The following is a 22,937-nucleotide window of genomic DNA, read 5'->3' on the forward strand; positions in this document are numbered from 1 at the left end:
TAGCCTGACCTATCGTATTTAGAAAACAAATCGACTTATCGCAGGAATGAATTAGATGAACGGCCGTTTTGTAGAATGACGCAACATAGCCATATAATGATGATCTTGAAGCGCTCAAAGCCGCCTGTCAGGCGAAGTCTAAACCTGTTCTTTAAACTGTAAGATCGGATATGAGCTAATACAACTGAGCATGTTCATTGACATAATAAGTTGCAAAGAAAAGGGCCACAAGGGCCCTTGATTCTGGGGAACGATTTTATTCGTTTACGGTAATAAGGAGCGTTTTTACGCTTAAGTAGTACTCATTATCTATTGCTGCGACTTCTACTTTCTGTTCGCCGGCTTGACTAAACTCATATTCAAGTATGGCTTCTCTAGAGCTTAAGTATTCGCCGTTTATTCTCCAAACGAAAAATTCAACCGAGCCGTCGGGGTCATAGCTTTTTGAAGCATCAAAGTGACAACTTAGCTTTTCACACTCGTAGCTTACATTGGTTACGGGCAGAACAGGGCCATCCATTTCGAAGCTTTTCTCAACAATGGTACGCTGAGCATAGTTGTTCTCGACCTCTAGTTTGGCTGTTTGTGTACCTTTGAGCCCCCAAAACTGTACGCTAGGTCCGTGCAATGGTACTTCGCTGTCATTGATGTACCACTTGTAGGTTAGAGCGTCCCCTTGAGTTGGCTCTTTTGTTGCGGTCAGCGCGCAGCCGCCATATACACATTCTGTTATAAAGTTTGCCTCAGGTGCTGAAACAGGGGCTGGAGCGTTATTATCAAGCGTCAGCTGTTGGGTTGCTTTGACGCCCCAATTACCATCTCTATCCTGTGCTTGTACAATAAAGGTGTAAGTGCCGTTTGGCCAATACCGAGTATCTAAAGTGTGACTGATGAACTCCTCGGGCGTATCAAATACACCATCAATAGGGCTGAGCTTAACTTTTTTGCCAAACTTTTTACCGTTGCGCTCAACTCTCAGGCGTACTTTTTTGATAGCTTGACCTGCTTCGATTGGGCCATTATCAGGTGCCAATAAAAACTCATCGCTGATTTTTGCTTGTAAGGTTAGTTCACTCCCTTGCGGCACAGCCATTGAGCCTGCGCCAGAGATCCTTAAATCTAGCACTTCTGGCCCTTGTGGTGTGATGTAAGGGGTGCCAGCTACTTTGGCTGCATAAAGCAATGCTTGTAAGTTGTTGGGCAATACTTCCTGTTGATAGTCTTGACAGCTTTCAAAGAAGGTTCGGCCTAGCTCAAATACAAAACTGGGGACGCCCAATTCAGAGTAACCAAGCCCTAGTGACGTACCATCTGCTGGATACAAGTCTACTGCGGGCATTGCACGGTAGCCCGTGAAAGCTGCAAAGCGCTGAGCCAATTGTTTTAACTGCGGCTCATTGGGAGCAGGTTCATAGGTTGTATCAAAGGGATATAAAATCATACCGCCCGCGCTGTGAATATCCAAAAATAGACCCGGAGTATCCAGTGGTGCTGGGTCGGTTGGTAAGTCGCCACGACGGTCTTCAAACAAACTGCGTACATAACGCTCAATAGCCTGAACTTCAGGCTCTGAAGCGGCAACTGGGCCACGGTAAGTTTGGTCACATTGCTCACCACTGGAGCCATTATCAATCGCAAACCATTCGTAGCTAAAGTTACGGTTCAAATCGACACCACGTCTTTGCGGTGTATCTGCGCAATAGTTTTCATTGGTATTCTTACGCCACAACACTCCCGTTTCGGCTTGTTTGCGGCCATCAGGGTTGGCAACAAAGAGAATATGGATGTCACGCTCTTGTAGTATCCATTGTGCGTCGGCGTTACTTTGATAGTTGTCTACCAAATAATTAGCAAATGCTAGGGTCGTGGCCGCTGTTGTGTATTCTCTGGCATGTAATGCGCTTTGCATAAACAAAATAGGTTTAGGCTTTTTGCGTTTTTTGCTGTTATCACCAAGCACAAGCACGTTTAGATCATAGCCACCTAAGCCTTGTTCTTTTTGCCAAGATGGGCCAATTGAGCGCCATGAGGCCAGTTGTGGGTAACGTTTTGCAATATTTTGCGCCTGTTGATAGGTTTCTTCCACAGTGGGGTAACACGCAAACCCAGGGATCCCAGCTGACTCATTTAGATTGCTCAATTTGGTTGAACGCGTCAGTTTGCTGGTGGTTTTTTGTTGTAGCGCTTGCTGTAAATAAGGCTGATTTTTAAGCACTTGTTTGCTTTCTACTTGCACGACTAAGTGCCCACGTTCACGCAGCTTATCGGCATCATGTTCGTCTAACAATAGCGTCACAAAGCGGTTTTGTCTGTCTATCAGGGCATCATGATATTCGTGCGCCAGTTGATAGCTGTGTTGCGCACTGTCGGCGAGTATATGATAAGTTTTTAATGAATTTGTTGTACTTGCAACATCGCTAGGAAGCTGAGAATGTGATTGTGTGGTGGCGTAGCTGGTCGAGACAGACAACGCCAACAGCATCATTGCTGATGTTAGTTTCATGTTATTTCCTTATTACTGATAGTTATTGTTATTTGGTGATATTTTTACAGCGTAAATGCTTTCCTTATGTTGATTGTGTTTAACCTACCGTAATTTGAAGTTGATTATTTTTCAATCTCATTTTTCATCTAAATTACCTCTTTTTGAGCCAATTTATGCAAAATTTTGTGCTCAGCCTAGGTATATTCTGCGCTACAGGGAAATGAAGGGATTTATAAAAAATTCATAAAAATTATATAGCTATGAAAATAATCATATCTATGCGATATGTTTGTCTCTTAAATGGGTGTTTTCGGTGAGATACATGGTGTGGGTTTAGATACCAAACAATATTGACAGCAAACACAATGCGTTTTAGCCTTAGCACCTCTAGCCATGAAGTGAGGACGACCTCACCGCTCTATCTCATTCGGGGACGGCCCCATAGATGGAGTGTAGTATGTCTTGGTTTTATCTTGTTCTGGCTGGTTTGTTTGAAGCTGGCTGGCTTATCTTTTTAGAAAAATCTGCATCATTTTCTAAACCACCGTTTGTGTTTTTAGCATGTGGTTCAATGGCAATTAGCCTTTATTTATTCGCAATATCAATCAAAGATATAGAAGTTGCAATTGCCTACATGGTATGGCTTGGTGTGGGCGTTTGTAGCCTTATCTTTTTTAATCATGTATTTCTGGGTAGCGCAGTGTCACTCATGCAGGGCATTTTTATGCTGTTGTTATTTATTGCAATCATAGGCCTTAAGGTGAGTAGTTAACAGTATTTAGGAGAGTAATTATGAATGGTGAAACTAACTTAGCAATCTTGCTTAAATCAATGCAACCTACCTTGTTAGCTGAGGAGTTTGTATTTATCACTTTGCAGCAAGGCAAGTATGGTGATGCTGCACAGCTAAACCCCATTGCTATGTTCATGGAATCAGAAGGGATGACTTTGGTTATTCCCAAAGCGCGAGCAGATCAGTATCAGCAGGCTTATAGCTCGGTATTCAAATGTATTACGCTCAATGTACATTCGAGCCTCGATGCCGTAGGACTAACAGCGGCGTTTGCCACACGATTAACTGAAGAAAAGATTAGCGCCAATGTGATCGCGGGTTTTTATCATGATCATATTTTTGTGCAAGCGCACAAGGCACAGGATGCGCTGGTTGCACTACGCCAGTGTTAGCAAGTACAGTGTCTGAGCACTAAAGTTATCTCTTTGTGGAACGCGACTATCAATTAAGTTGTGACACATTTTGTAATACTTTCAGACACTTTTTTAATCCATTTTCTGTGGTTCCGTGTATAGACTAAGGGACAACATGAACAATGGGATAAAAAATGAAAAAAATAATATTAATGCTCACTGTGGTGGTGCTAGCAGGCTGTTCCACCAAATTCGTGTACAGGAACGCTGATTGGCTAACTTACTGGTATTTAGATGACTATATCTCGTTGGACAGTGAACAAGAAGCGCGTTTTGATGAACGTTTGCTTGATTGGCTGCAATGGCATAAGTCGCAAGAGCTTGGTAAATATGTTGCGCAACTGAACGACTTAAAATCCGATATACAAACCGGCAATATAACCGAACAAAGTATCGAAGCACACCAAAATAGAATGTTGTCTCATTGGCATAGAATTAGAGATAAGCTAACTCCTGATTTGGCGCAAATGGCAAATATGCTTAGCCAAGAGCAAGTGGATGAACTCTTTGATGAGCTGGCGGAATCCCAGTCGAAGAATGCTAAAAAGCGTGAAAAGCGAACCGAAGAGCAGCGCAAGAAGCGCTGGGTTGAGGGAAATAAAGATAATTTAGACCAGTGGTTGGGTAAGCTAACCGATGAGCAAGAACAGTTAGTGGAAGATTTGTACGGGAAAAAACAACACACAGCGGATCTTTGGCATCAATATCGTACGGAATATCATCAACAACTAAAAGCGGTGTTTGAACAACCTGATAGAGGTGAAAATTTCACTCACACTTTGCTGGCACTATTGAACAATCCAGAGCAGTTTAGATCTGAACAGCTCAATGCAAGAAATGAGCATAATCAAGCGTTAGACCGCATGTTTCTAGTTAAAATTTATAAAAGTTTAACGGACAAGCAGCGCAAACACTTGCTTCGAGAGCTTGACGATCTGGCAGAAGATTTGAGTTCTTTGCAAAAGTAACGCCGTAGCGGCTTATCAGATGAACCGCTAAGTTTTGTTTTGTTAGAAAAATATTATAAGCAATAAAGTAATGCCCCTCGCGCTAGTTTCAGGTGAAAGTCGCTTGAAATTGCAGATGCAGTTTAACTAAGCATCCTTAGGCCTTTATTGGTTGTTACACGACTTTAGGAGCAAAATAATGCGTTGGTTTTTGTTGTTTATCGGTTGGTCTTCGGTTGTCGGAAGTTTTGCTGATGGCGCGCTTGGGCTATACGCCTTGTGGGTGGTTGTACAATCCAGTGGTAATGAAGTGTTAATGTCTTTGGATGCATTCATAAAGCAGCATGTTGCATTTATTTATTGGCTAAAGCAGCTCGCTTACTATGTGATGCCAAATGGGTTTGTCACTTGGGTGTTTTCACTACCCGCGCTGGTGTATTTTCCAATTCGTTTAGTAACGAGTATCGTCATAGGCTGGTGGGCGCTGAAAAAGGCAGCAGAACTATCAACACATCGGCAATTATGAAGGCTGTTTAACCAACCCCAAAGCGAAGCTGTCAAAATAAGGGCAAGCATATGAGTATCAACTTCCAAGTGTTTAACAGTAACGATGCTAATTATTTAAAAGTGATCGATTTATATAAAGAGGCATTTCCCAGTGCACAACGTATACCGACTTTTGTGCTTCGTTATAAATTGAGAAATGGTCCCAAAAGCTTCAATGTATTGTATGAAAATGATAAATGGGTGGGTCTTATTTATTGCACATATTACCAAGACATTGTTTTTGTACAATGCTTAGCTATCGCAGAGCAGTTTCGCTCCAAAGGATACCCAAGCAAGGTAAAGAATACTATGTCGGGCATGTATCCTAATAAGAGAATCGTCCTAAATATCGAACAAATTGATACGCGAGCAAAAAATCTTCAACAACGGGTAAAACGTATAGCGTTTTATGAAAAAAATGGATTTACTTCTACGGGCTTTCTTGTCGCAGAACCTGGTGAAACACACGAAATGCTTATACGTGGAGGAAATATTAACCAAGAAGAAATCGAATCAATGTACAAAAGCCTCTTTGGTAAAGTTATAGGGTTTTGCATTCGCCCAAAAGTCATAAAGATCTGAGCCAAGGTTGCAAGTTAGCTATTTTATTCGGCGCCGTAAATTCAAGGTCATAATCTCGTCGTAACTTAGTGGTGCTTCACTTTGAACAGGCCACGCAAAGTGATGTTAAATGCGCAAAGCACTCGTAATACGAAGTATCTGGTTGAGTCATATAACAAACTGTTTAGACATTAAGGAGTGAGTGATGGAAGACATAGGAAAGGTTAAGCTCTATTTACTCAGAGCGATGTATATTTTTATCTTCGTGGGTCTGGGGCTGTCAAATACGCCTGAGGCCATATCTGAAATGGGAGTATCCACAGACTCCTACACTGTGATCAATGCAATGCTCATGGGCTTTATGTTGATGTCACTACTGGGTGCCTTTTACCCATTAAAAATGCTGCCAATTCTAATGTTTGAGTTATTGTGGAAAATATTATGGTTGGCGTTGTTTGCATTACCCATGTATTTGAATGCTGGTTTGGATGAATATGCTATAGGTGTTGCGTTTGCGTGCATCATTGGGGTTGTTTTAACGCCCATTGTTTTGCCATGGCGTTATATCATTAACACGTATTTCAATTAAATATATTATGCCCTTAGCTGCGTCAAAGACCATGAAATAAGCACAGAGAAGGGGAGCCTCTGTGCTTACATTGGACTAATCTAAGATCTTAAAATTCCCAGTTAATACTGGCGAAGTAAGTTCTGCCAAAGGTGTCGAATAACCCACCGCTAGTGCCAGTGTAGTAGCTAGCACCGCCAATATCAGCCTCAGGCATTTGTGGTGTTTCTTTATCAAACACGTTATTGGCACCTATATTGATACGTAGCTGCTCATTGATGTTGTAGGATGCCGTTAAATCGGTATACATCATAGTGGGTGTTTCATGAGGTGTAACGATAGATGCTGTATAGGTATCTTTGCTGCGCTGATTGCCCACATAGCGAGTTGATGCACCAATGCGGAAGTCGTCATTTTCATAGCTAAGGTTAATTGTACCTTTCCAACGCGGATGAGCAAACAGGCCAACTGTAGGTTCTAACTCAAGTGTAGGGTCGGTTTGAATATCTCGTCTAATGAGCTTTTGCACTATGGAGTTAATGCCAAATGTGCCACCTAATGCATCAAACTTATAGTTTGCAATTATGTCTAAGCCACTCGTACGACGTTCGTTTAAGTTCAGGGTTTTTAGGTTGACGTGGGTGATGATGCCATCAGGCTGGCGCGTTAACAGGGCACAGAATTGATTATCCAGTGAGCTTTGCTCAACACAGGCATCAACAACCGTAGATACATTAAAACTGCTAATTAGCCCAGAGAGCCTAATATCCCAGTAATCAAATGTCACTTCAAGGTTTTCAATACTTTGCGGGGTGATCACCAAACCTGCTGTTAGGGTATTGGCAGTTTCTACATCTAACTCTTTGTTACCAGAGGTGAGCAATATGCCTGGTTGGTACCAACGAATATCACTGGTGGTGATACCATCTTCATTTTTAAAGACATTCACACCCAGTTTTTTGCAATTCTCAACCACATGTGGTTCGGCAGTTTGAATGCGGTTTTGACTACATGGTTGATATAGCCATGCAAACCCTTCACCGTCAGAGGTAAATTGCTCACTAATATTTGGCGCACGGGCCGAGCGAGAGCGAGATACACGTATCGTTAAGTCATCGATAGGCTGCCAAGTTGCACCGACATTCCAGCTAGTGTTTTGACCTGCTTCACTATAATGTGCTGAACGGGCGGATAAGCTCATATCAAGCTTGGAGGCCATAAACACATCTTTGAGCAACGGGATGTTTGCCTCAACAAAAACATCTTTAACATCGTATTCTCCCACCACAGGACGTGATACAGCGTAGCCTGCGCCGTAACCTTCTCGAAGCGCTTCTGACGGTTCTGTTTCGCTACTTTCCTTGCGATATTCAGCACCTAAAGAGACTGCGATTGGGCCAGCCCATCCTTCAAAAAGGTCACCGCTGGTGTTGAAGTGCAGTACCTTTTGAGTTTGCGATTGCGAAGAGGTGTGCTCAAGGTCAATATAGTTGAGTAAGTCATCCGTCATGGGGGTGAACACATCATGGGGAACACAATTACTGTAATCGTTGCCCGGAATTGGGGCGGCTGTACTATCAATGCTTGCACGACAAACGGCATTGCCATTTTCGTCTCTTACTGAATCAAGGCTAGCAAGCCATCGGTCTTCATAATAGCTATTGATGGTGGTGTTATCTGCGTTAGCCTTACCGTATTGTGCATAAAACTCCCATAGCCAGTTGTTGGAGAACTCGCCTTGAACCGCCGCGACAATCTGGAACAAGTCTCGGCTGTAATCACTGCCTTGTTGGCCCATTTCACTAAAGTGACGGGCAATGGGCAAATAGTACATTTCGTTCTGATCCATCAACGCGCCGAGATCTGAGCGAATAAAGGCGTTATCTCTGGTAAGCGGTACACTGCCATACAATGAGTGCGGAAACATACGAGATTCAGACTCAGTTTTGACATACTTGGTGTCCAAAGAGAAATGGTGGCCCGAATCAAATTCATAGTTAATGGTATTATTAAATAGGGCCTTTTCAACTGGTACGCGTAGGCGTTGGAACTCATATGCGCCTAGCTGCTCACCGCCTTCATCGGTTTGAATACCAGTTAAGCCATTTTCTGGGCGATACAGTTCACCGCTGTTACCCAACTTTACTGGGCGCATAGAGCCATCATTGTTGAAGGTGTATGCGACACCACCGATAAATACCACAGTGGTGGGGCTGGCAGAAATTGAATAACGTCGAGCCATGATGTTGTTTGGGATATCATCATGTTTGGTGATCTCGGTCACTTCTTCAGAGGTTTTACCTTCCGCGAGCAGTCTTAGTTTTAAGTCAACGTGTTCTGGATTAGGTAAATATTGCCAGTTTGCGTTGGTATATGGTCGGTCTTTGGCGTCTATTTCTGCTTCCTTGTTATAAGAAAAGTAGAATGTAGCGTTACCTTTGTTGTCGTTAAAATTTAGACCGTGAAGAAAGTTAAAGCCGTGTTTTTCACCATCTGAGCGAGAAGATATACCCGCTGACAAATCTAATTTTGAGCCAACATAATCCGTTTTAGTGATGATGTTTATTACACCTGCTACCGCATCGGCACCATATACCGATGAAGCACCCCCTGTGAGTACTTCAATACGTTTGATAAGCCCAGTTGGGATAGAGCTGATATCTACCGTACTTTCACCCGGAATTGAGCCAACATGGCGACGGCCATTGACCAGTGTCAATGTTCTTTTAGCGCCTTGGCCACGTAAGTCCTGTGTGCTGACACCAGCACTGCCGTTATAGTTACTGGTACCTGAGCTTAGGCCGGGTGCCATGGAAGGAAGTTTGTTCAGCAGTTCTGCAATATCTGTTGCACCACTGGCTGTAATTATGTCCTCTCCAATCACGGTCACTGGAGAAGGCGAGGTGGCTTCAATACTTAACAAACGACTACCTGTTACGGAGATCCGTTCGACTTTTTCTTCACCATTTTTATCTGTATTTGCTTGTACACAAGAAGTTGATAAAAAAGAGCATATGCCTAAAAGGCTGAGAGTTATTTTATTGATTTTTTGCACGGTTTTTTACTCTTTAGTTGTTGTCACTGGCGCTACCTTATTACAGTTTTATATATGGGAACACGGATTGGAATGAATACAATATTCATAGATGTGGATTATTGTTTACGATTAATTTACCATTTCGTCCCATAAATCGGGCTGAATATTTTAAGTTTTAGCTCTAAGTAAGTGGATGCTTACATATTTGTGTTTTTTATTGAATATTGTTGGGTATTTTGCATTTTTAACGTGCTAGATGTGGCAAGGGGTTTGTGGGTTTTTATTCTCTAATTTTGAATAAAAAACCTTTTTAGTTTCATATCCCCGTATGCTGTTCTATCTGTATTTGGAAAAAGTGTCGTAAAAATGTCGGCTAAATTTTGGCGCTCAGCTGTAACGAACTCTATACAGTGGAAGCAAAGAACGAGTTGTGAAAAGGTATGAAAATAAATGCAAAGCAAGTTGTCCGATTTCGGCGCAGTAAATCTTGGTCTCAAGAGCAATTGGCTGAACAAACAGGATTAAACCTGAGAACAATACAGCGCATTGAAAATGAAGGTGTAGCTTCAATGCGCTCAAGTAAGGCGTTGGCTGCTACATTTGATGTTGAGGTCGACTCCCTAAGCGAGTTGGATGAACAAATACGGTATGAATTTAAAGTAGTGGAAATAGCATTTGATGCACGTATCGCATTGGATTTTAACAAGCCCCTAGCCTCTGAACTCAATGCGGAACTAAACAAGCATGGACAGGCAGGTTGGAAACTGGCGCAGGTTATCGCACCAGATAAAATTATGGGTAATTATGCAGTGCCAGACAATAAGCTGCTGGTGATTATGCAAAGAGAAGTTTTGTCTTAGTCGCTATTGATGGAGTTAACTGATAGCAGCATAAGATCGATATCTAACTTGGCTGTATTGGTTTTAAACGCAGTAACATGGCCAAAGACGTGGGCGCTCACACAAACATGGAAAGTAACCCTGTTTGTGTGAGCAAAACATTGCGTTAGTCTTTTAGGTCAACCTGCCACACGGCAATAGAACCTGAAATTTCATTGCCGATAATCAACAGCGGTTTGCCTGTCGCGCTTTGCTCTGCGCTGACGAATGTCATCCCCTCAGGCGCTAGATCGCCTGAAATGTCAGCATCTTCTACCAAGCCTCGGTTATAGAAATAATCAGTGAACTTAACGTCATACGGATTAGTGATGTCATACACCATCACACCACCCATGCGCTCAAGTCCGACAAATGCGAATAGGCGCTCACCGACATTACCAATAGCTAGCGCTTCAGGCTCTGGACCTTTGGCATCGGAGCGGGTATCACCCTCGTTGGCATCTTCATCGTTGTTGAATGCGTCGCCGTGGATAGCGGCTGTGATACGCTCTATCTGATCGCCAGAATCAAATACCACCAAACCATTGCTGTCCCAGATGGTAAACGAGCGCGCACCATAGGTGTAAAGCTGTTCGTACTGGCCGTCATTGTCAGCATCGCCCTTAACCGTGGTGACTTTTAATCGGCCAATGTCGTCATTGTCATTGTTCAGGTATGAAAAGTTACTTGCAAGCGTTAGGTCTTTCGCTCGGCTTTCATCAATATAAGCTAAGCAGCCATCGTCTTCATCGTAATCTAGACCACCCTTGGCAGCACAGTCAGCTTCACTGTTTACGTCAAAAAAGTACTCGCGACCATCACCTTCGTTGGCGCTGACAATAAAGTTCGCACCCTTCCAAGTAAAATTGGAAATGGTGTCAGGTTGGTACATACCATACAACCCAGGGTACGTGCGAAAGTTGATTTTACCGTCTTTGTCGGATGCATCCATGGTCAAATTTGACCAGTCTTTAAAGCCCAGACCTAGTAACTTCACGCTATTGTCGGTTAGATCAACCACCGCCATACCATTGTTTTCTTGTATTGAAACATACGCATAGCGATTGTCTTTAGTGATGGTGACATATTCTGGCTCTAAATCCATTGCAACAGTGGTATTAATGAGTTTGCCATTGATCGTGCGACCTGTTGGGTTGGCAAATACCATGCCTTGCGCTTCAAGTTCTGCTTGTTTGTCGTTGAAGGCTGTGAAGTCAATGTGCGTCGCAGTATCTGCAACTGCGCCGTTAGTGACATCGATAATACTGATACTACCTTCAGGGTCAATGCTGTAATCACCAGTGGGCTCACCTTCGTTGGCAACCACCACTTTAGTTCCATCAGGGCTGAAAGTGACCATGTCGGGTAGGGCACCAGCTTGGACGTTTTTCAAAAATACAGGGGTATCTCCAGAGATGTCGTAAAATGCGATATGACCCGCAATACCTGTGGTTTTTGAAGCCATCGCGACTGCGAGCAGCTGGTTGTTGTTGTCGATAGCAATACTATTGGCATCGCCTGGTGTATGTTCATTTAACAAAATGGTCATGGCGCTACTTAAGTTTGTGGTTGTCACCACACTTTCGTTATTTTTGGCAAGCGCTACGGTATCAAATGAGGTAGCGGGTAGAATTTCTACCACCGCGCTATCACCAGAGCTGTTTATTGCATAGATCCATTTTTTCGAGGTTTGATAGGCAACAATCTCGGCGGCACCTTCTGGGCTTTGTGGGTTAAGTACAGCGCGACCCACTAATTGAATATCTAATAAGCGGTTGGCGTCTTTTCCGTCAGAGCCATTTTGCCCATCTAATCCATCCTGACCATTGTCGCCTTGCTCCCCTTTATCACCGGCCTCGCCTTGTTCGCCAACAGGCCCTTGCGCACCAATTTTACCATCGTCTCCATCTAGCGAGCAGCCTGACAAAATGGTGGTGATAGATAACGCGATGAGGGAAGATTTTAATGAATGCTTCAACATGTTTGACCCTTTAATTTTGATTACATTAAAAAGGGAACAGTCAAACATAAATTGATGACTCTGATGTGACTATATTCTTTCAGTTTAATTGCTCATATCGCAATAGTATTTTGCTCGGATATCAGTAATCGTAACGGAACATGAAAACAGGCGCTTGTCGCTTTTTTAAAAAGGAAGAGATATAAAGCGTAACCCCATTGTAAGGGGTTACGCGCTGATGTTGGCTTGTTACATCGGACCTGTGTACCACAACACGTATACATGGCCTGAAGCCAGAGAGTAATTGTACTCGCGCCCACCTGCAGCGTACCAGCAGTGACCATTTACTAGTTTGCCCGTCATGTAGTTACCATGCGCGTCTTTAACGCCACACACGTACATAGGGTAACCACTGTCTCTGCCACTTTTTATTAAGTATTTACCTGGGTGGAATATATTGCCCTCTAAGTCGACACGAGTGTTTACTTGTTCCCACTGTATGTAACTTGGGTGTACCTCAAGAATATCGAAAGTGCCTTCTGGTTGAGGATACTCTCTGCCATTTGATGGTACATAGCAGGTGCCATTAACATATTTACCTACTAAATCACCACGGTCGCGGCAAACGTAAACATTTGCGCCATTTTCTGTGCCTTTATCGAAGCGAACGGTATTGGGCGGAAGTGGATCTCTACCATCTATTGTATTCCATAGACAACGAGCATTATGGCCTGAATATTCATTGTCTTTACACTGAGCATATTTGTAATCAGTTGCAAATGCTTGTTGCCCAAATAGTGCAGAACCTAGCAAGAGTGCTGAAGTTAAGATTTTCTTTTTCACTGTAATTTTCCTTATATAAAAAATAAATAATGAATATCGCTCACTTGTTGTGAGCTGGTATGTATTCTTATTGGGAACTTGAAAATTACGAGAAAAAAACTGTAAAAAAAAGGTGATAATTGTTTTTTCTTTATCTAAGGTGTTGATTTATTGGGTTATATTTTATTTGTGATGAGGTCGAATTTTTTGAATAAACCTCAAAGCATGAAGGTAAAGTGTATACCTTCAGTGCTTAGTACCTGCTTAAAAGGCTAGCGCATGCTTAATATTTATCGCTGTTACACAGATAAAAAGGGAATTTAAATACACAGCCTATCTGGTCGTCCTTGCGCTTTGCTCACGAAACTTATCAGCGTTAAATTACGTGCGTTAAGGGGGCTTTCATGTGTTGCAATGGGTGGTGTTCTGTTATGGCAAGAATACGCGTGTGAGAAGTAGGGCATGAAAAAGCCGAGCGATTAAGCTCGGCTATGTAAACTAAATATAATATTAGAGATGGTGTGTTTAATGAGTTTGTTTACCAGGCATTACTTTGACAAGCTTTACCATATTTTCTTTTAGCTCAACCACTTCCATTGGGTAGCCAGAAATAATTAAGCTCAAAGGTGCATCGGGAATATCCTCTAGGTGCTCAACAATCAAGCCACTGAGCGTCTTCGGGCCTTCCGTTGGTAACTCCCAGTTCATTTCTTTGTTGATATCACGGATATTTGCCGCGCCATCTACCAACACCGAACCATCGCTTTGTACGTCAACTTCGTCGCTGGCGGCGGGAGTTTGCGTGGTAGTAAAGTCACCAACCACTTCTTCAAGAATATCTTCAAGTGTCACGAGGCCTTGAATATCACCATATTCATCAACCACTAAGCCAATACGCTCCTTACTTTGCTGAAACTTTAATAACTGAGTATTCAGTGAGGTATTTTCAGGAATGTAGTAAATCTCACGTACTGCTCTTAGCAATGATGGCTTATCAAACTGCTCTTTAGTCAGTAGTCGCAACGCATCGCGGGCATGGATAAAGCCAACTGCATCGTCGATTTGATCGCGATACAACAGTACGCGGGTGTGTTGCGCATTGGTCAGTTGTCGAGAAATATCTTTCCAGTCATCGTTAATATCGATAGCGTTGATCTCGTTGCGCGGGATCATAATGTCTTCAACGGTGACTTGCTCTAAATCTAAAATAGACGTCAGCATGTTTTGGTGATTGCTTGGTAATAACGCGCTGGATTCATTCACCACAGTTTTGAGCTCTTCTTTGCTGAGGCTATGCTCTTCAATTTGCTGATTAGAAATACCGAATAGCTTGAGCATGCCGTTGGTGATCCAGTTAACTGTTATAACCAGCGGGAACAGTACTTTTAATAAGCCTTTTAAAATAATCGAGCTTGGAAAAGCGACTTTTTCAGGGTATAACGCAGCGAGCGTTTTTGGTGTTACTTCGGCAAAGATCAGTACCACAAGTGTTAGTACAAAGGTTGAAATTGCAATTCCCATATCGCCGTACAAACGCAAGCCGATAATCGTGGCAACTTGCGCAGCTGCGATATTCACTAGGTTGTTACCGATAAGGATCAGGCCGATAAGCCTATCGGGGCGTCGTAGCAACTTGCTGACGCGTTTAGCTGCACGGTGGTTTTCTTTTTCGAGGTGACGTAGTCGAATACGGTTTATTGACATGATCCCCGTTTCAGAGCTAGAAAAATAGCCCGAGATCATGATAAGCAAGCCCAATATAATAAATAAGGTGCTTGTAGATATGTCGTCCAACAGTGGATCCCTTTCTTTCTTACGAACGTGTATTAAGCGTTAGCCAGCGCAAAGAGTCAAGTTAAAACTTGCCTAAGATGACTTCTTGAATAAATCGACTGCCAAAATAGGCCAGTGTTACTAAGCCAGATGCAACCATAATTGAGAATACCACTGCTTTACCACGCCAACCAAACTGATGATGACCAAAGGTGACACCTGCAAAAACCACCCAAGCCGCTAACGAGAGGACCGTTTTGTGAATAAACTCTTTGGCAAACATACCATCTAAGAATACAAACCCCGACAGCAGCGCTAAAGTAAGCAGCCCAGTGCCTATGGTTAACAACTGGTACAGTTGTCTTTCTACTTGCATAAGCGGTGGCAAATGACTGTGCATAATGGCAAGGTCTTTGTGTTTTAGGCGGTTATCGATATAGAAAAACTGTACAGCGTACAACGTGGCGATAATGAGCACACAATAAGCCAGCAGTGATAAGGAAATATGTACAACCAGACCTAAATCAACATTGATGGTTTGCATTACAATATGATGCGGAATAAATAAACTCGCAGTGAGTAATATCGCGGCAAAGCCATACACCACGGGCAATAGCAACGTAGCAGGGAGCTTTAACGACACCGCCGTAACACTGACCACAATGACCCAGCAGGTCAACAGCGCGACGTTTACCGTGCTTAAGTCTTGTCCTTCGCTGGTAAACACTGAGTTTACCAATAGCAGCATATGCGAGAGAATCGCCAGTGTGCTAAGAACAATGGTCAGTTTTTGATTTGGCCCTTCTTTATGAAATAGCCTTGATAAAACGTGGCCGGTTGCAAGCACGTAAAACAGACTGGCGAATAAAGACAAGCTGATAATCAACATCAAAGTGTGCCCAATATTTAATTTCCTTTGTAAAGCTATTGTATTTTAAGCGTTGCTGCTTGCATAGAGTTTCCAAAAAGAAACTTTGTCTGCACTTGAACACTGTATTAGTCGGGGCCATATCAGTATAATGTCGAGCAATTACGATTTATTGGAACCTAATACATGTTTGAAAACCTCCAGGAACGTTTAGGTAAAACGCTTAAAAACATCAGCGGCAGGGGCCGTCTAACCGAAGAAAATATTAAAGAAACTCTGCGCGAAGTACGTATGGCGCTACTTGAGGCCGATGTCGCTTTACCTGTAGTTCGTGAGTTTGTAAAACAAGTAAAAGAACGTGCCGTTGGCGTTGAGGTGACAAAAAGCCTAAGCCCAGGTCAGGTTTTTATCAAAATTGTTCGTGAAGAACTTGAAAAAGCCATGGGGGAAGCCAACGAAGAGCTAAACCTAGCAGCACAACCGCCAGCGGTGGTGATGATGGCAGGTCTTCAAGGTGCGGGTAAAACCACCAGTGTGGGTAAACTTGCTAAATTCTTAAAAGAGCGCAAGAAAAAATCGGTATTAGTGGTCAGTGCCGACGTATATCGTCCTGCGGCAATCAAACAGCTTGAAACCCTAGCCGGTGAAGTGGATGTTGAGTTTTTCCCAAGTGACATCTCACAAAAGCCAGTTGATATCGCAACGGGCGCAATTAGCCATGCGAAGAAAAAGTTCATCGATGTCGTGCTTGTGGATACCGCAGGTCGTTTGCACGTTGATAACGACATGATGGATGAGATTAAAGCCCTTCACAGTGCCATTGACCCGATTGAAACTTTATTCGTTGTTGACTCGATGACGGGTCAGGATGCGGCAAATACTGCCAAAGCATTTGATGAAGCGCTACCACTTACCGGTGTGATCTTAACGAAAACGGATGGTGATGCTCGCGGTGGTGCGGCGTTATCAATTCGCCATATTACAGGTAAGCCAATCAAATTTATCGGTGTGGGCGAGCGTACTGACGCGCTTGAGCCTTTCCACCCAGACCGTGTAGCGTCTCGTATTCTTGGTATGGGTGACGTATTGTCACTTATCGAAGAAGTGGAGATGAAAGTTGATAAAGACAAAGCTGCCAAAGTGGCCGAAAAAGTCTTTAAAGGCGATGGCTTCACCTTAGAAGACTTTGCCGAGCAGCTACGCCAGATGAAAAACATGGGCGGCATGATGTCTATGCTTGAAAAGCTACCGGGCATGAATAACTTACCCGATGCGGTAAAAGGTCAAGTGGGTGATAAGGCGTTTACGCAAATGGAAGCCATTATCAACTCGATGACACCGAAAGAGCGCGCTCGTCCAGACATTATTAAAGGTTCTCGCAAAAAGCGTATTGCAGCAGGTTCTGGCACCCAAGTTCAAGACATCAATAAATTGCTAAAGCAGTTCACGCAGATGCAAAAGATGATGAAGAAAATGAAGGGCAAGGGCGGCATGCAAAAAATGATGCGCGGCATGAAAGGCATGATGCCACCGGGTATGTTCGGCGGCGGTGGTCCGAAGTTTTAATCACTTACTTTTTTAAAACCCGGGCAAGGCTCGGGTTTTTTGTGCCTGTTTGCATTGCTTGTTTATAGTAAATAAATTGGCTGTTTTTTATACTGATGTAATTAAAAGCGTTCAAATTCGTAACTAGAGGCCCCGTTAATTTTTGCGTAAATTGTTTGTCTAAAGATCAGGCTGGATATTTATGTTTATGATTTATAATAGATTTAGCTTTTATAAACACGCTCACTCATTCTCGTTTAAGTAGATTCTCGCTTTGAACTACGGCCATTGTTATTTTTTAGAGGGTCTAATAGCATCTAACCTGCTAATATTTGGTGTAATTAAATTTGATAATTGGTGTGTTGTAGGGCTAGTGAGTAGAACATTAACGCGAATTCACGCTAATACACTGTTAGGCTCAACTCATAAATAGAGGTAGCAATGAAGTATCCAGGTCAACCTAAGTCTCCTCCAAGTTGGTATAGAGACAGAGGGCAGTCATATATTGAGAAGGAATTTAGTAAAGAGCTGGATGACTTAGCAAGTGCAATTGAAAGTGAACATTGGTTCGGAGACCAAGAGAAACATGGGCGATTCCGTGTTGATTTCATATTGAAAGATGCTCGACTAATAGTTGAGTTAGATGGGCACGAATATCATTCAACAAAAGAGCAGTTAGAAAAAGACGCCATACGGCAGCGTTACCTTTCAAGAGCTGGCTATACCGTTATAAGGTTCACAGGGCGAGAGATAAACCGAAACCCTAAATCATGCGTTGCTGAAGTTAGAGAAATATACAAAGAACGAATGCAAAGAGCACCGGCTAAGTACCGTGTAATGTACATCGACTATCCTTTTCTTTATAGAGAAACTGCTAAGGCTTTACGTTTCTTTAAAGAGCTTCATCCAAATCGATTATTAAAGCCTGTTGAAATTGATGAATTTATCCCTCATGCCATAGAATGGCTTCATGAGAAATCATTTATCACTGCGTTTGTCTTCCACCCACCAGAAGATGGACATGAGATAAAGCATCTTGACGGTTCAACAAAGGATTATGAAAAAGGTGAAATTAGGGTAAATACCGTTTCTGAAGAATGGTATACACTCGAGTTAGGTAACCATATGGAAAGTTTTTCGCACTTATTTGATGAGTTTATTTTAGTTGCGGATGATCCTGTTTATCTTAAACCTCTTCGTGCTGTCCTTCCTGAACAGCTAAGTGATAAGCAACTGGGAACCCTTAATTTCAAATACCTGTCCAATGGGAAATTACTTCGGCATGGTAATGAGGAAACATCATTCATTGGTTATGACCTTGAGCGTGTGCTCTGGCAGAGAGTTTGGTACGCTATAGGTGCTTCAATGGGTTTGAGCTTATATGAAATGTAGAGCCTAACAAAGTTGTCAACGCGGACAAAAAACTTGTTGGCTGTTACGCTTCGCTTCACATTTTAGCCAACAATTTTTTGCCGGTTACAACGGCGTTAGCTTTCTAAGAAGTTTAGATGACATTAAATGACTTAACGGTAAATTTCTCGCACCTTGAACGAGACTCTCTGTTATCTGAATGGGAGTGGTTATTGGGTGGAGAATATTTACCTATATTGCTTTTAGCTTCCGGCGATGCATTTGTTCAAAATGTAAATAATGGCCAAGTTTGGTGGCTTGACTCAGGAGGCGGTGAGTTCTCACAAGTAGCTGAGACATCTGAAGGCTTCAATGAGTTGTTAGCTGATAAAGAGTTCGTTATAGAATACTTTGCAGTTCAAATGGTAGGCGATTTAATAGAATCAGGTAAATCATTATCACACAACCAAATTTATAGCTTAACAAAACCTTGGCTGTTGGGTGGGGAGTATAAAATTGAAAATATTGAACCAACTGATATTGAGGTTCATTTTTCCCTAACAGGTCAAGTGGCACAACAAGTTGGTGTAAGCGAAAGCTAACAAGGCCGTTAAACAAAGGAGACAAAACAGCAGGGTAGTATGAATAGCACAAAAGTAGTTGCAATCAGTGGTCCATCTGGTGCGGGAAAAACCACGATGGTTAATGAACTTGCTAAAGAGTTTGGTTGCTCATTTCTACTTTTTGATGACCACACTGATAAACATACATATCCTAAAAACATGAAAAGTTGGCTGATGAATGGAGCAAACGTTTCTTTGATTAAAACGCCAAAATTTGTCATTTCATTGGAAAGCTTAATTTCAAAAAGTAGTAGCCGTTTCATTTTTATTGAAGAACCATTTGGTAAAGAGCGTGATGCTATGTCGCCATTGATAGATTACGTTGTTTTGTTAGATCAGCCCTTGGAGTTGTGTCTATCTCGTATTATTAGGCGGCATACTGAGCAACCGAGCTCTAATTCAATATGTTCTATCTCTAATTACTTAGATAGATATGAAGATCACTTTAGGGATATTTATATCTCAGCTGTTCAACAAGTTAGAAATAATGCTGATTTAATATTTAATGAAGTAGCTTCAGTTAAAGATACCACCAATTATATTAGTAACTGGTTGAAAAGTAATACAAGCTAACACTTTACGCAAAAGGAGGCCTAACTGTTGGCTGCGTTCAATTCGGCTTTGTTTATTCCTGACAAGAACTTGAACCAAGCATTTATGCGTCCCATATTGGAGTGTTAGGTTGTATTTATTCAATAACAGCATGAAATTATGTTCGTAAGTATATGCCTTATAACAAGCCACTGAAGCGAGGCTGGTAACAGTTGACTTGGCTTCGCTTCGCTTCACATTTTAGCCCTCAGTTACCCGCTTCTTTGTGGTGTGTAATATGTAAATGGAGGAGACATGAAAAATAACGGAAAGCTGTTCTTTTTTTGTGGCAAAATGGGAGCAGGTAAATCAACGAAATCTAAGATTTTAGCGGCTGAAAATAGTGCTGTTTTGATTTCAGAAGATGATTGGCTATCGGCCCATTACCCAACTCAAATTAAAACCTTTGATGATTACATTACGTATTCAAACCTTATCAAGCCATTCGTTAAAAGCCATGTTCAACGCATACTGAGTGTTGGGGTGAACGTTGTCATGGATTTTCCTGCTAATACCATAAAACAAAGATCTTGGTTCACATCACTGTGTCTTGAAATCGGCAGCGAACATGAGCTTTGGTATTTAGATTTAACCGATGAACAATGTTTATCTCAAATCGCCAAGCGCCGAGTTGAGCAACCAAAAAGAGCTCAGTTTGATACAGAGGCTGTGTTTCACCATGTAACCCAGTACTTTGAAGTACCAACTGATAGTGAAAATCTTAACTTGATATGTGTTGTGCAGGGGCGCACAACAGTTTAATTGAGCAGACTCGCAGAGCTTGGTATTTTGCAGTTTAATACTACTCGTTTTTGGTTATTATTGAAGCGCTAACACTCAAGGAGAAAGTTGATGTCGTGGAAGTGTCAAAATTGCAATACAACAATTGACGATGACGCATTTGAAGTGTGCTGGAATTGCAGTTGTGAAAAAGGCAAGTCGAAACCTAGCGAGGAATTGACTAAATTAGCACCTGATTGTATTCGATGCCAAGCAAGCTTAACTTTTATTGGCACCAAGAACTTCCATGAAGGTACTCGATGGGGGGTGTTAGGTGAGCTTGGAGAGCTGTTTGTCAACAAAGAAAATTTAGACATGTATGCATGTAAGTCTTGTGGGAAAGTTGAGTTTTTTGTCGCGGGCTTTAATAAACACTTAACACGCACTTCAAGCGGATAAGCACAGTAGACTGTTTTTGCTACAGGAACATTGCAGTTAACTAAAACTTCCTGCTAATGTAGGCGTTAGCAATGTTAGAAACATAGCAATACCATTAAGTTTTAGAGTAAAAGGACTTTATTATGAAAAAACTGGTTTTAATTTTATCGTGTTTTGTTTCATCTTTGGTTTGGGCGAATGATTCGGCGGGTTTAATCGCAGCAAAAGCGTGGCTAAAAATGATAGACGCCGGTCAATACGGCCAAAGTTGGCAACAGTCAGACTCAGCATTTAAGTCACAGCTTACAGAAAATAAATGGGCGCAAGCACTTCAAGGTGTTCGCGCGCCTTTAGGGCAAATTAAATCGCGCTCCAAGCTTAGTGCACAGGCTTATTCATCACTCCCTGGTGTGCCTGATGGTGAATATCTAGTGATTCAATTTCAGACTGAGTTTCAAAATAAAGCGTCGGCAACGGAAACGCTCACGCTAAGTAAAGGCAGTGGTAATTGGTTGCCTGTTGGTTATTTTATTAAATAGCAAATTGTTAATTAAATATAGTGAAGTGGGTCAGGAGCAGATTGTTTGGTGTTAATGCGCTTAGCCACTAATAATTATAATAAGGAAACCCAAATGAGAGTTAATGCAAGTTTACTGGTCAGTGCCTTACTGTGCTCGGTATCATGTTTTGCGGCAGACACATACAAAGTATCAACCTCGGTGTATGTAGAAGGTGAGTTGTTGGCTTCACCCACCATGACTGTTGAAGCGGATAAAGTGGCCTCAATCACAATTGATAATGACGTTAGATACAACTTCACTATTAAGCCAAACCAAGACAACACTGCAGGGGTTATTGCGACAGTCACGGTGGGAGGTGAAACGATAAGGCCTTCACTTGTGGTTGCCTATGAGGAAGAAGCCATTGTGGAAGTCGGTTCTCAAAAATTAACGCTGCTGGTTAGTAAAGTGAGCAGCTAGGGGTTATGCCATTCAGGCGGTTATATGGAAGAAGTTACAGAAGGTTTATTCCGAGGCATTGCTCGGTTTATTAAATGGCTATTCATCGACATGCTTATCCAGTCTATTTTTTACGGGTGTGGTTATGCAACGTTAAAAGTTGTGACATTGGGGACTTATCCAAAGCCGAATAGAATTCATGAGGGTCTTTGCATTGCCGTCGGTGTCGTTTTATGGTTTGTCTTAATTGGAGTGTTCGCTTATTTGGGATAATGTCGTTGTATGACGATTTGTCGTGAATAAGTTCGCTCAAAGAGTATCGAGATCATAAAGTGATAGACTTTGCAGTTTTACCGTTATTTTCTTTTGGTGATATCTCCAGGCCCAGATTTAGTGTTTATCTCTAGCTATTCCTCGACAAAAGGATTTAAAGCAGGATTGATGATATCAATAGGCGTAATAATTCAAGGGCCGTATAAGTGACATTCCCAGAACTGACCACATCGCGATTGCGCCTAAATAAGTTATCTAAAGATGATGGGCCTGCTTTATTCGACATTTTCTCTGATCAGAATGTGGTGAAGTTCTATGACATTGATGCATATGAGTCACAAGCGCAATCACTGGCTTTAATTGACTTTTTCAACAACCGCTTTGATGAAAAAGCGGGGATCCGCTGGGCTATCCGAGTCAAAGAAACAGGTAAGCTAATAGGTACGTGCGGATTCAACTCGTTAAACCCCAAGATGAAAAATGCCAGCATAGGTTATGAGCTTTCACCTGACTACTGGGGGCAGGGGTTTGCAACCGAAGCACTACAAACAGTTATTGAGTTAGCTTTTTGTGCGCAAGCACCGTTTGGTGAGTTATATAGAATACAAGCGGATACGATGCTTGGTAATGTTGCTTCGGAGCAGGTATTAAAAAAGCTAGGTTTTGTTGAGGAGGGTATTCGACGCTCAAGTGGCTATTGGAAAAACGAATTTCACGACTTAAAGTGCTTTGGTTTGATAAAACCTGAGTTCCAAAAAATATAACAAACATTTCATCTCACGGGGCA

Annotated in this window: 23 protein-coding genes; 17 read left to right on the plus strand and 6 right to left on the minus strand. The window is 42.2% G+C overall.

Going from position 1 to position 22,937, the window contains the following annotated elements; all coding sequences use genetic code 11:
- Nucleotides 1–256 precede the first annotated feature (256 nt).
- On the minus strand, nucleotides 257–2,503 hold the full coding sequence (locus BET10_RS16565) for a M14 family zinc carboxypeptidase (protein ID WP_070986700.1): 2,247 nt from the start codon (nucleotides 2,501–2,503) through the stop codon (nucleotides 257–259).
- 439 nt (nucleotides 2,504–2,942) lie between these two features.
- On the opposite strand from BET10_RS16565, the gene BET10_RS16570 reads away from it, so the two are divergent.
- The 6 genes from BET10_RS16570 to BET10_RS16595 all read left to right on the plus strand — a co-directional run bounded on the left by BET10_RS16570 (nucleotide 2,943) and on the right by BET10_RS16595 (nucleotide 6,334).
- Nucleotides 2,943–3,257 carry a DMT family transporter gene (locus tag BET10_RS16570; RefSeq protein WP_070986701.1) on the plus strand — a complete coding sequence of 105 codons (315 nt, stop codon included), beginning with the start codon at nucleotides 2,943–2,945 and terminating at the stop codon, nucleotides 3,255–3,257.
- Nucleotides 3,258–3,277: 20 nt separating this feature from the next.
- Nucleotides 3,278–3,670 carry an ACT domain-containing protein gene (locus BET10_RS16575; protein ID WP_070986702.1) on the plus strand — a complete coding sequence of 131 codons (393 nt, stop codon included), beginning with the start codon at nucleotides 3,278–3,280 and terminating at the stop codon, nucleotides 3,668–3,670.
- Between the two features lie 155 nt (nucleotides 3,671–3,825).
- Nucleotides 3,826–4,659: a DUF6279 family lipoprotein gene (locus BET10_RS16580; RefSeq protein ID WP_070986703.1), complete on the plus strand. Its 834-nt coding sequence runs from the start codon at nucleotides 3,826–3,828 to the stop codon at nucleotides 4,657–4,659.
- A 178-nt stretch (nucleotides 4,660–4,837) separates the two neighbouring features.
- On the plus strand, nucleotides 4,838–5,164 hold the full coding sequence (locus BET10_RS16585; RefSeq protein WP_070986704.1) for a hypothetical protein: 327 nt from the start codon (nucleotides 4,838–4,840) through the stop codon (nucleotides 5,162–5,164).
- A 50-nt stretch (nucleotides 5,165–5,214) separates the two neighbouring features.
- Nucleotides 5,215–5,766, plus strand: a complete 552-nt coding sequence (locus tag BET10_RS16590) for a GNAT family N-acetyltransferase (RefSeq protein ID WP_070986705.1) — start codon at nucleotides 5,215–5,217, stop codon at nucleotides 5,764–5,766.
- A gap of 184 nt (nucleotides 5,767–5,950) precedes the next feature.
- Entirely contained in the window at nucleotides 5,951–6,334 is a 384-nt protein-coding gene (locus tag BET10_RS16595) for a hypothetical protein (protein WP_070986706.1), read from the plus strand.
- Nucleotides 6,335–6,422: 88 nt separating this feature from the next.
- On the opposite strand, the gene BET10_RS16600 is transcribed toward BET10_RS16595, so the two are convergent.
- A complete protein-coding gene (locus BET10_RS16600) occupies nucleotides 6,423–9,368 on the minus strand; it encodes a TonB-dependent receptor domain-containing protein (RefSeq protein WP_070986707.1) in 2,946 nt (981 codons plus the stop codon).
- Nucleotides 9,369–9,790: 422 nt separating this feature from the next.
- Between BET10_RS16600 and BET10_RS16605 the strand changes: the two genes are divergently transcribed.
- The gene (locus BET10_RS16605; protein ID WP_070986708.1) at nucleotides 9,791–10,210 is read left to right on the plus strand and encodes a helix-turn-helix domain-containing protein; all 420 of its coding nucleotides are present in this window, start codon (nucleotides 9,791–9,793) and stop codon (nucleotides 10,208–10,210) included.
- Nucleotides 10,211–10,355: 145 nt separating this feature from the next.
- Here BET10_RS16605 and BET10_RS16610 read toward each other — a convergent pair whose 3' ends face one another.
- The 4 genes from BET10_RS16610 to BET10_RS16625 all read right to left on the minus strand — a co-directional run bounded on the left by BET10_RS16610 (nucleotide 10,356) and on the right by BET10_RS16625 (nucleotide 15,672).
- A complete protein-coding gene (locus BET10_RS16610) occupies nucleotides 10,356–12,209 on the minus strand; it encodes a choice-of-anchor I family protein (RefSeq protein ID WP_070986709.1) in 1,854 nt (617 codons plus the stop codon).
- Between the two features lie 228 nt (nucleotides 12,210–12,437).
- Nucleotides 12,438–13,031: a hypothetical protein gene (locus BET10_RS16615; RefSeq protein WP_070986710.1), complete on the minus strand. Its 594-nt coding sequence runs from the start codon at nucleotides 13,029–13,031 to the stop codon at nucleotides 12,438–12,440.
- Between the two features lie 504 nt (nucleotides 13,032–13,535).
- Nucleotides 13,536–14,804, minus strand: coding sequence for an HlyC/CorC family transporter (locus BET10_RS16620; protein WP_070986711.1), 1,269 nt, complete (start codon nucleotides 14,802–14,804; stop codon nucleotides 13,536–13,538).
- 61 nt (nucleotides 14,805–14,865) lie between these two features.
- A complete protein-coding gene (locus tag BET10_RS16625) occupies nucleotides 14,866–15,672 on the minus strand; it encodes a cytochrome C assembly family protein (protein ID WP_070986712.1) in 807 nt (268 codons plus the stop codon).
- A gap of 165 nt (nucleotides 15,673–15,837) precedes the next feature.
- On the opposite strand from BET10_RS16625, the gene ffh reads away from it, so the two are divergent.
- From ffh to BET10_RS16675, 10 genes are all read left to right on the plus strand, one after another.
- Nucleotides 15,838–17,217, plus strand: coding sequence for a signal recognition particle protein (gene ffh / locus BET10_RS16630; protein WP_070986713.1), 1,380 nt, complete (start codon nucleotides 15,838–15,840; stop codon nucleotides 17,215–17,217).
- A gap of 420 nt (nucleotides 17,218–17,637) precedes the next feature.
- Nucleotides 17,638–18,588: an endonuclease domain-containing protein gene (locus BET10_RS16635; protein ID WP_070986714.1), complete on the plus strand. Its 951-nt coding sequence runs from the start codon at nucleotides 17,638–17,640 to the stop codon at nucleotides 18,586–18,588.
- 116 nt (nucleotides 18,589–18,704) lie between these two features.
- A complete protein-coding gene (locus tag BET10_RS16640) occupies nucleotides 18,705–19,148 on the plus strand; it encodes a T6SS immunity protein Tdi1 domain-containing protein (RefSeq protein ID WP_070986715.1) in 444 nt (147 codons plus the stop codon).
- 39 nt (nucleotides 19,149–19,187) lie between these two features.
- On the plus strand, nucleotides 19,188–19,742 hold the full coding sequence (locus tag BET10_RS16645) for a nucleoside/nucleotide kinase family protein (RefSeq protein ID WP_070986716.1): 555 nt from the start codon (nucleotides 19,188–19,190) through the stop codon (nucleotides 19,740–19,742).
- Nucleotides 19,743–20,015: 273 nt separating this feature from the next.
- On the plus strand, nucleotides 20,016–20,522 hold the full coding sequence (locus BET10_RS16650; RefSeq protein ID WP_070986717.1) for a P-loop nucleotide/nucleoside kinase family protein: 507 nt from the start codon (nucleotides 20,016–20,018) through the stop codon (nucleotides 20,520–20,522).
- 90 nt (nucleotides 20,523–20,612) lie between these two features.
- On the plus strand, nucleotides 20,613–20,939 hold the full coding sequence (locus BET10_RS16655) for a hypothetical protein (RefSeq protein WP_070986718.1): 327 nt from the start codon (nucleotides 20,613–20,615) through the stop codon (nucleotides 20,937–20,939).
- A 122-nt stretch (nucleotides 20,940–21,061) separates the two neighbouring features.
- Nucleotides 21,062–21,457: a DUF4019 domain-containing protein gene (locus tag BET10_RS16660; RefSeq protein WP_083330585.1), complete on the plus strand. Its 396-nt coding sequence runs from the start codon at nucleotides 21,062–21,064 to the stop codon at nucleotides 21,455–21,457.
- Nucleotides 21,458–21,550: 93 nt separating this feature from the next.
- Nucleotides 21,551–21,898, plus strand: coding sequence for a hypothetical protein (locus BET10_RS16665; RefSeq protein ID WP_205987550.1), 348 nt, complete (start codon nucleotides 21,551–21,553; stop codon nucleotides 21,896–21,898).
- A 24-nt stretch (nucleotides 21,899–21,922) separates the two neighbouring features.
- A complete protein-coding gene (locus BET10_RS16670; RefSeq protein WP_070986721.1) occupies nucleotides 21,923–22,150 on the plus strand; it encodes a hypothetical protein in 228 nt (75 codons plus the stop codon).
- 206 nt (nucleotides 22,151–22,356) lie between these two features.
- The gene (locus tag BET10_RS16675) at nucleotides 22,357–22,914 is read left to right on the plus strand and encodes a GNAT family N-acetyltransferase (RefSeq protein ID WP_070986722.1); all 558 of its coding nucleotides are present in this window, start codon (nucleotides 22,357–22,359) and stop codon (nucleotides 22,912–22,914) included.
- Nucleotides 22,915–22,937 lie beyond the last annotated feature (23 nt).

Origin of the sequence: Pseudoalteromonas amylolytica (genome assembly GCF_001854605.1) — a bacterium.
Lineage (GTDB): Bacteria > Pseudomonadota > Gammaproteobacteria > Enterobacterales > Alteromonadaceae > Pseudoalteromonas > Pseudoalteromonas amylolytica.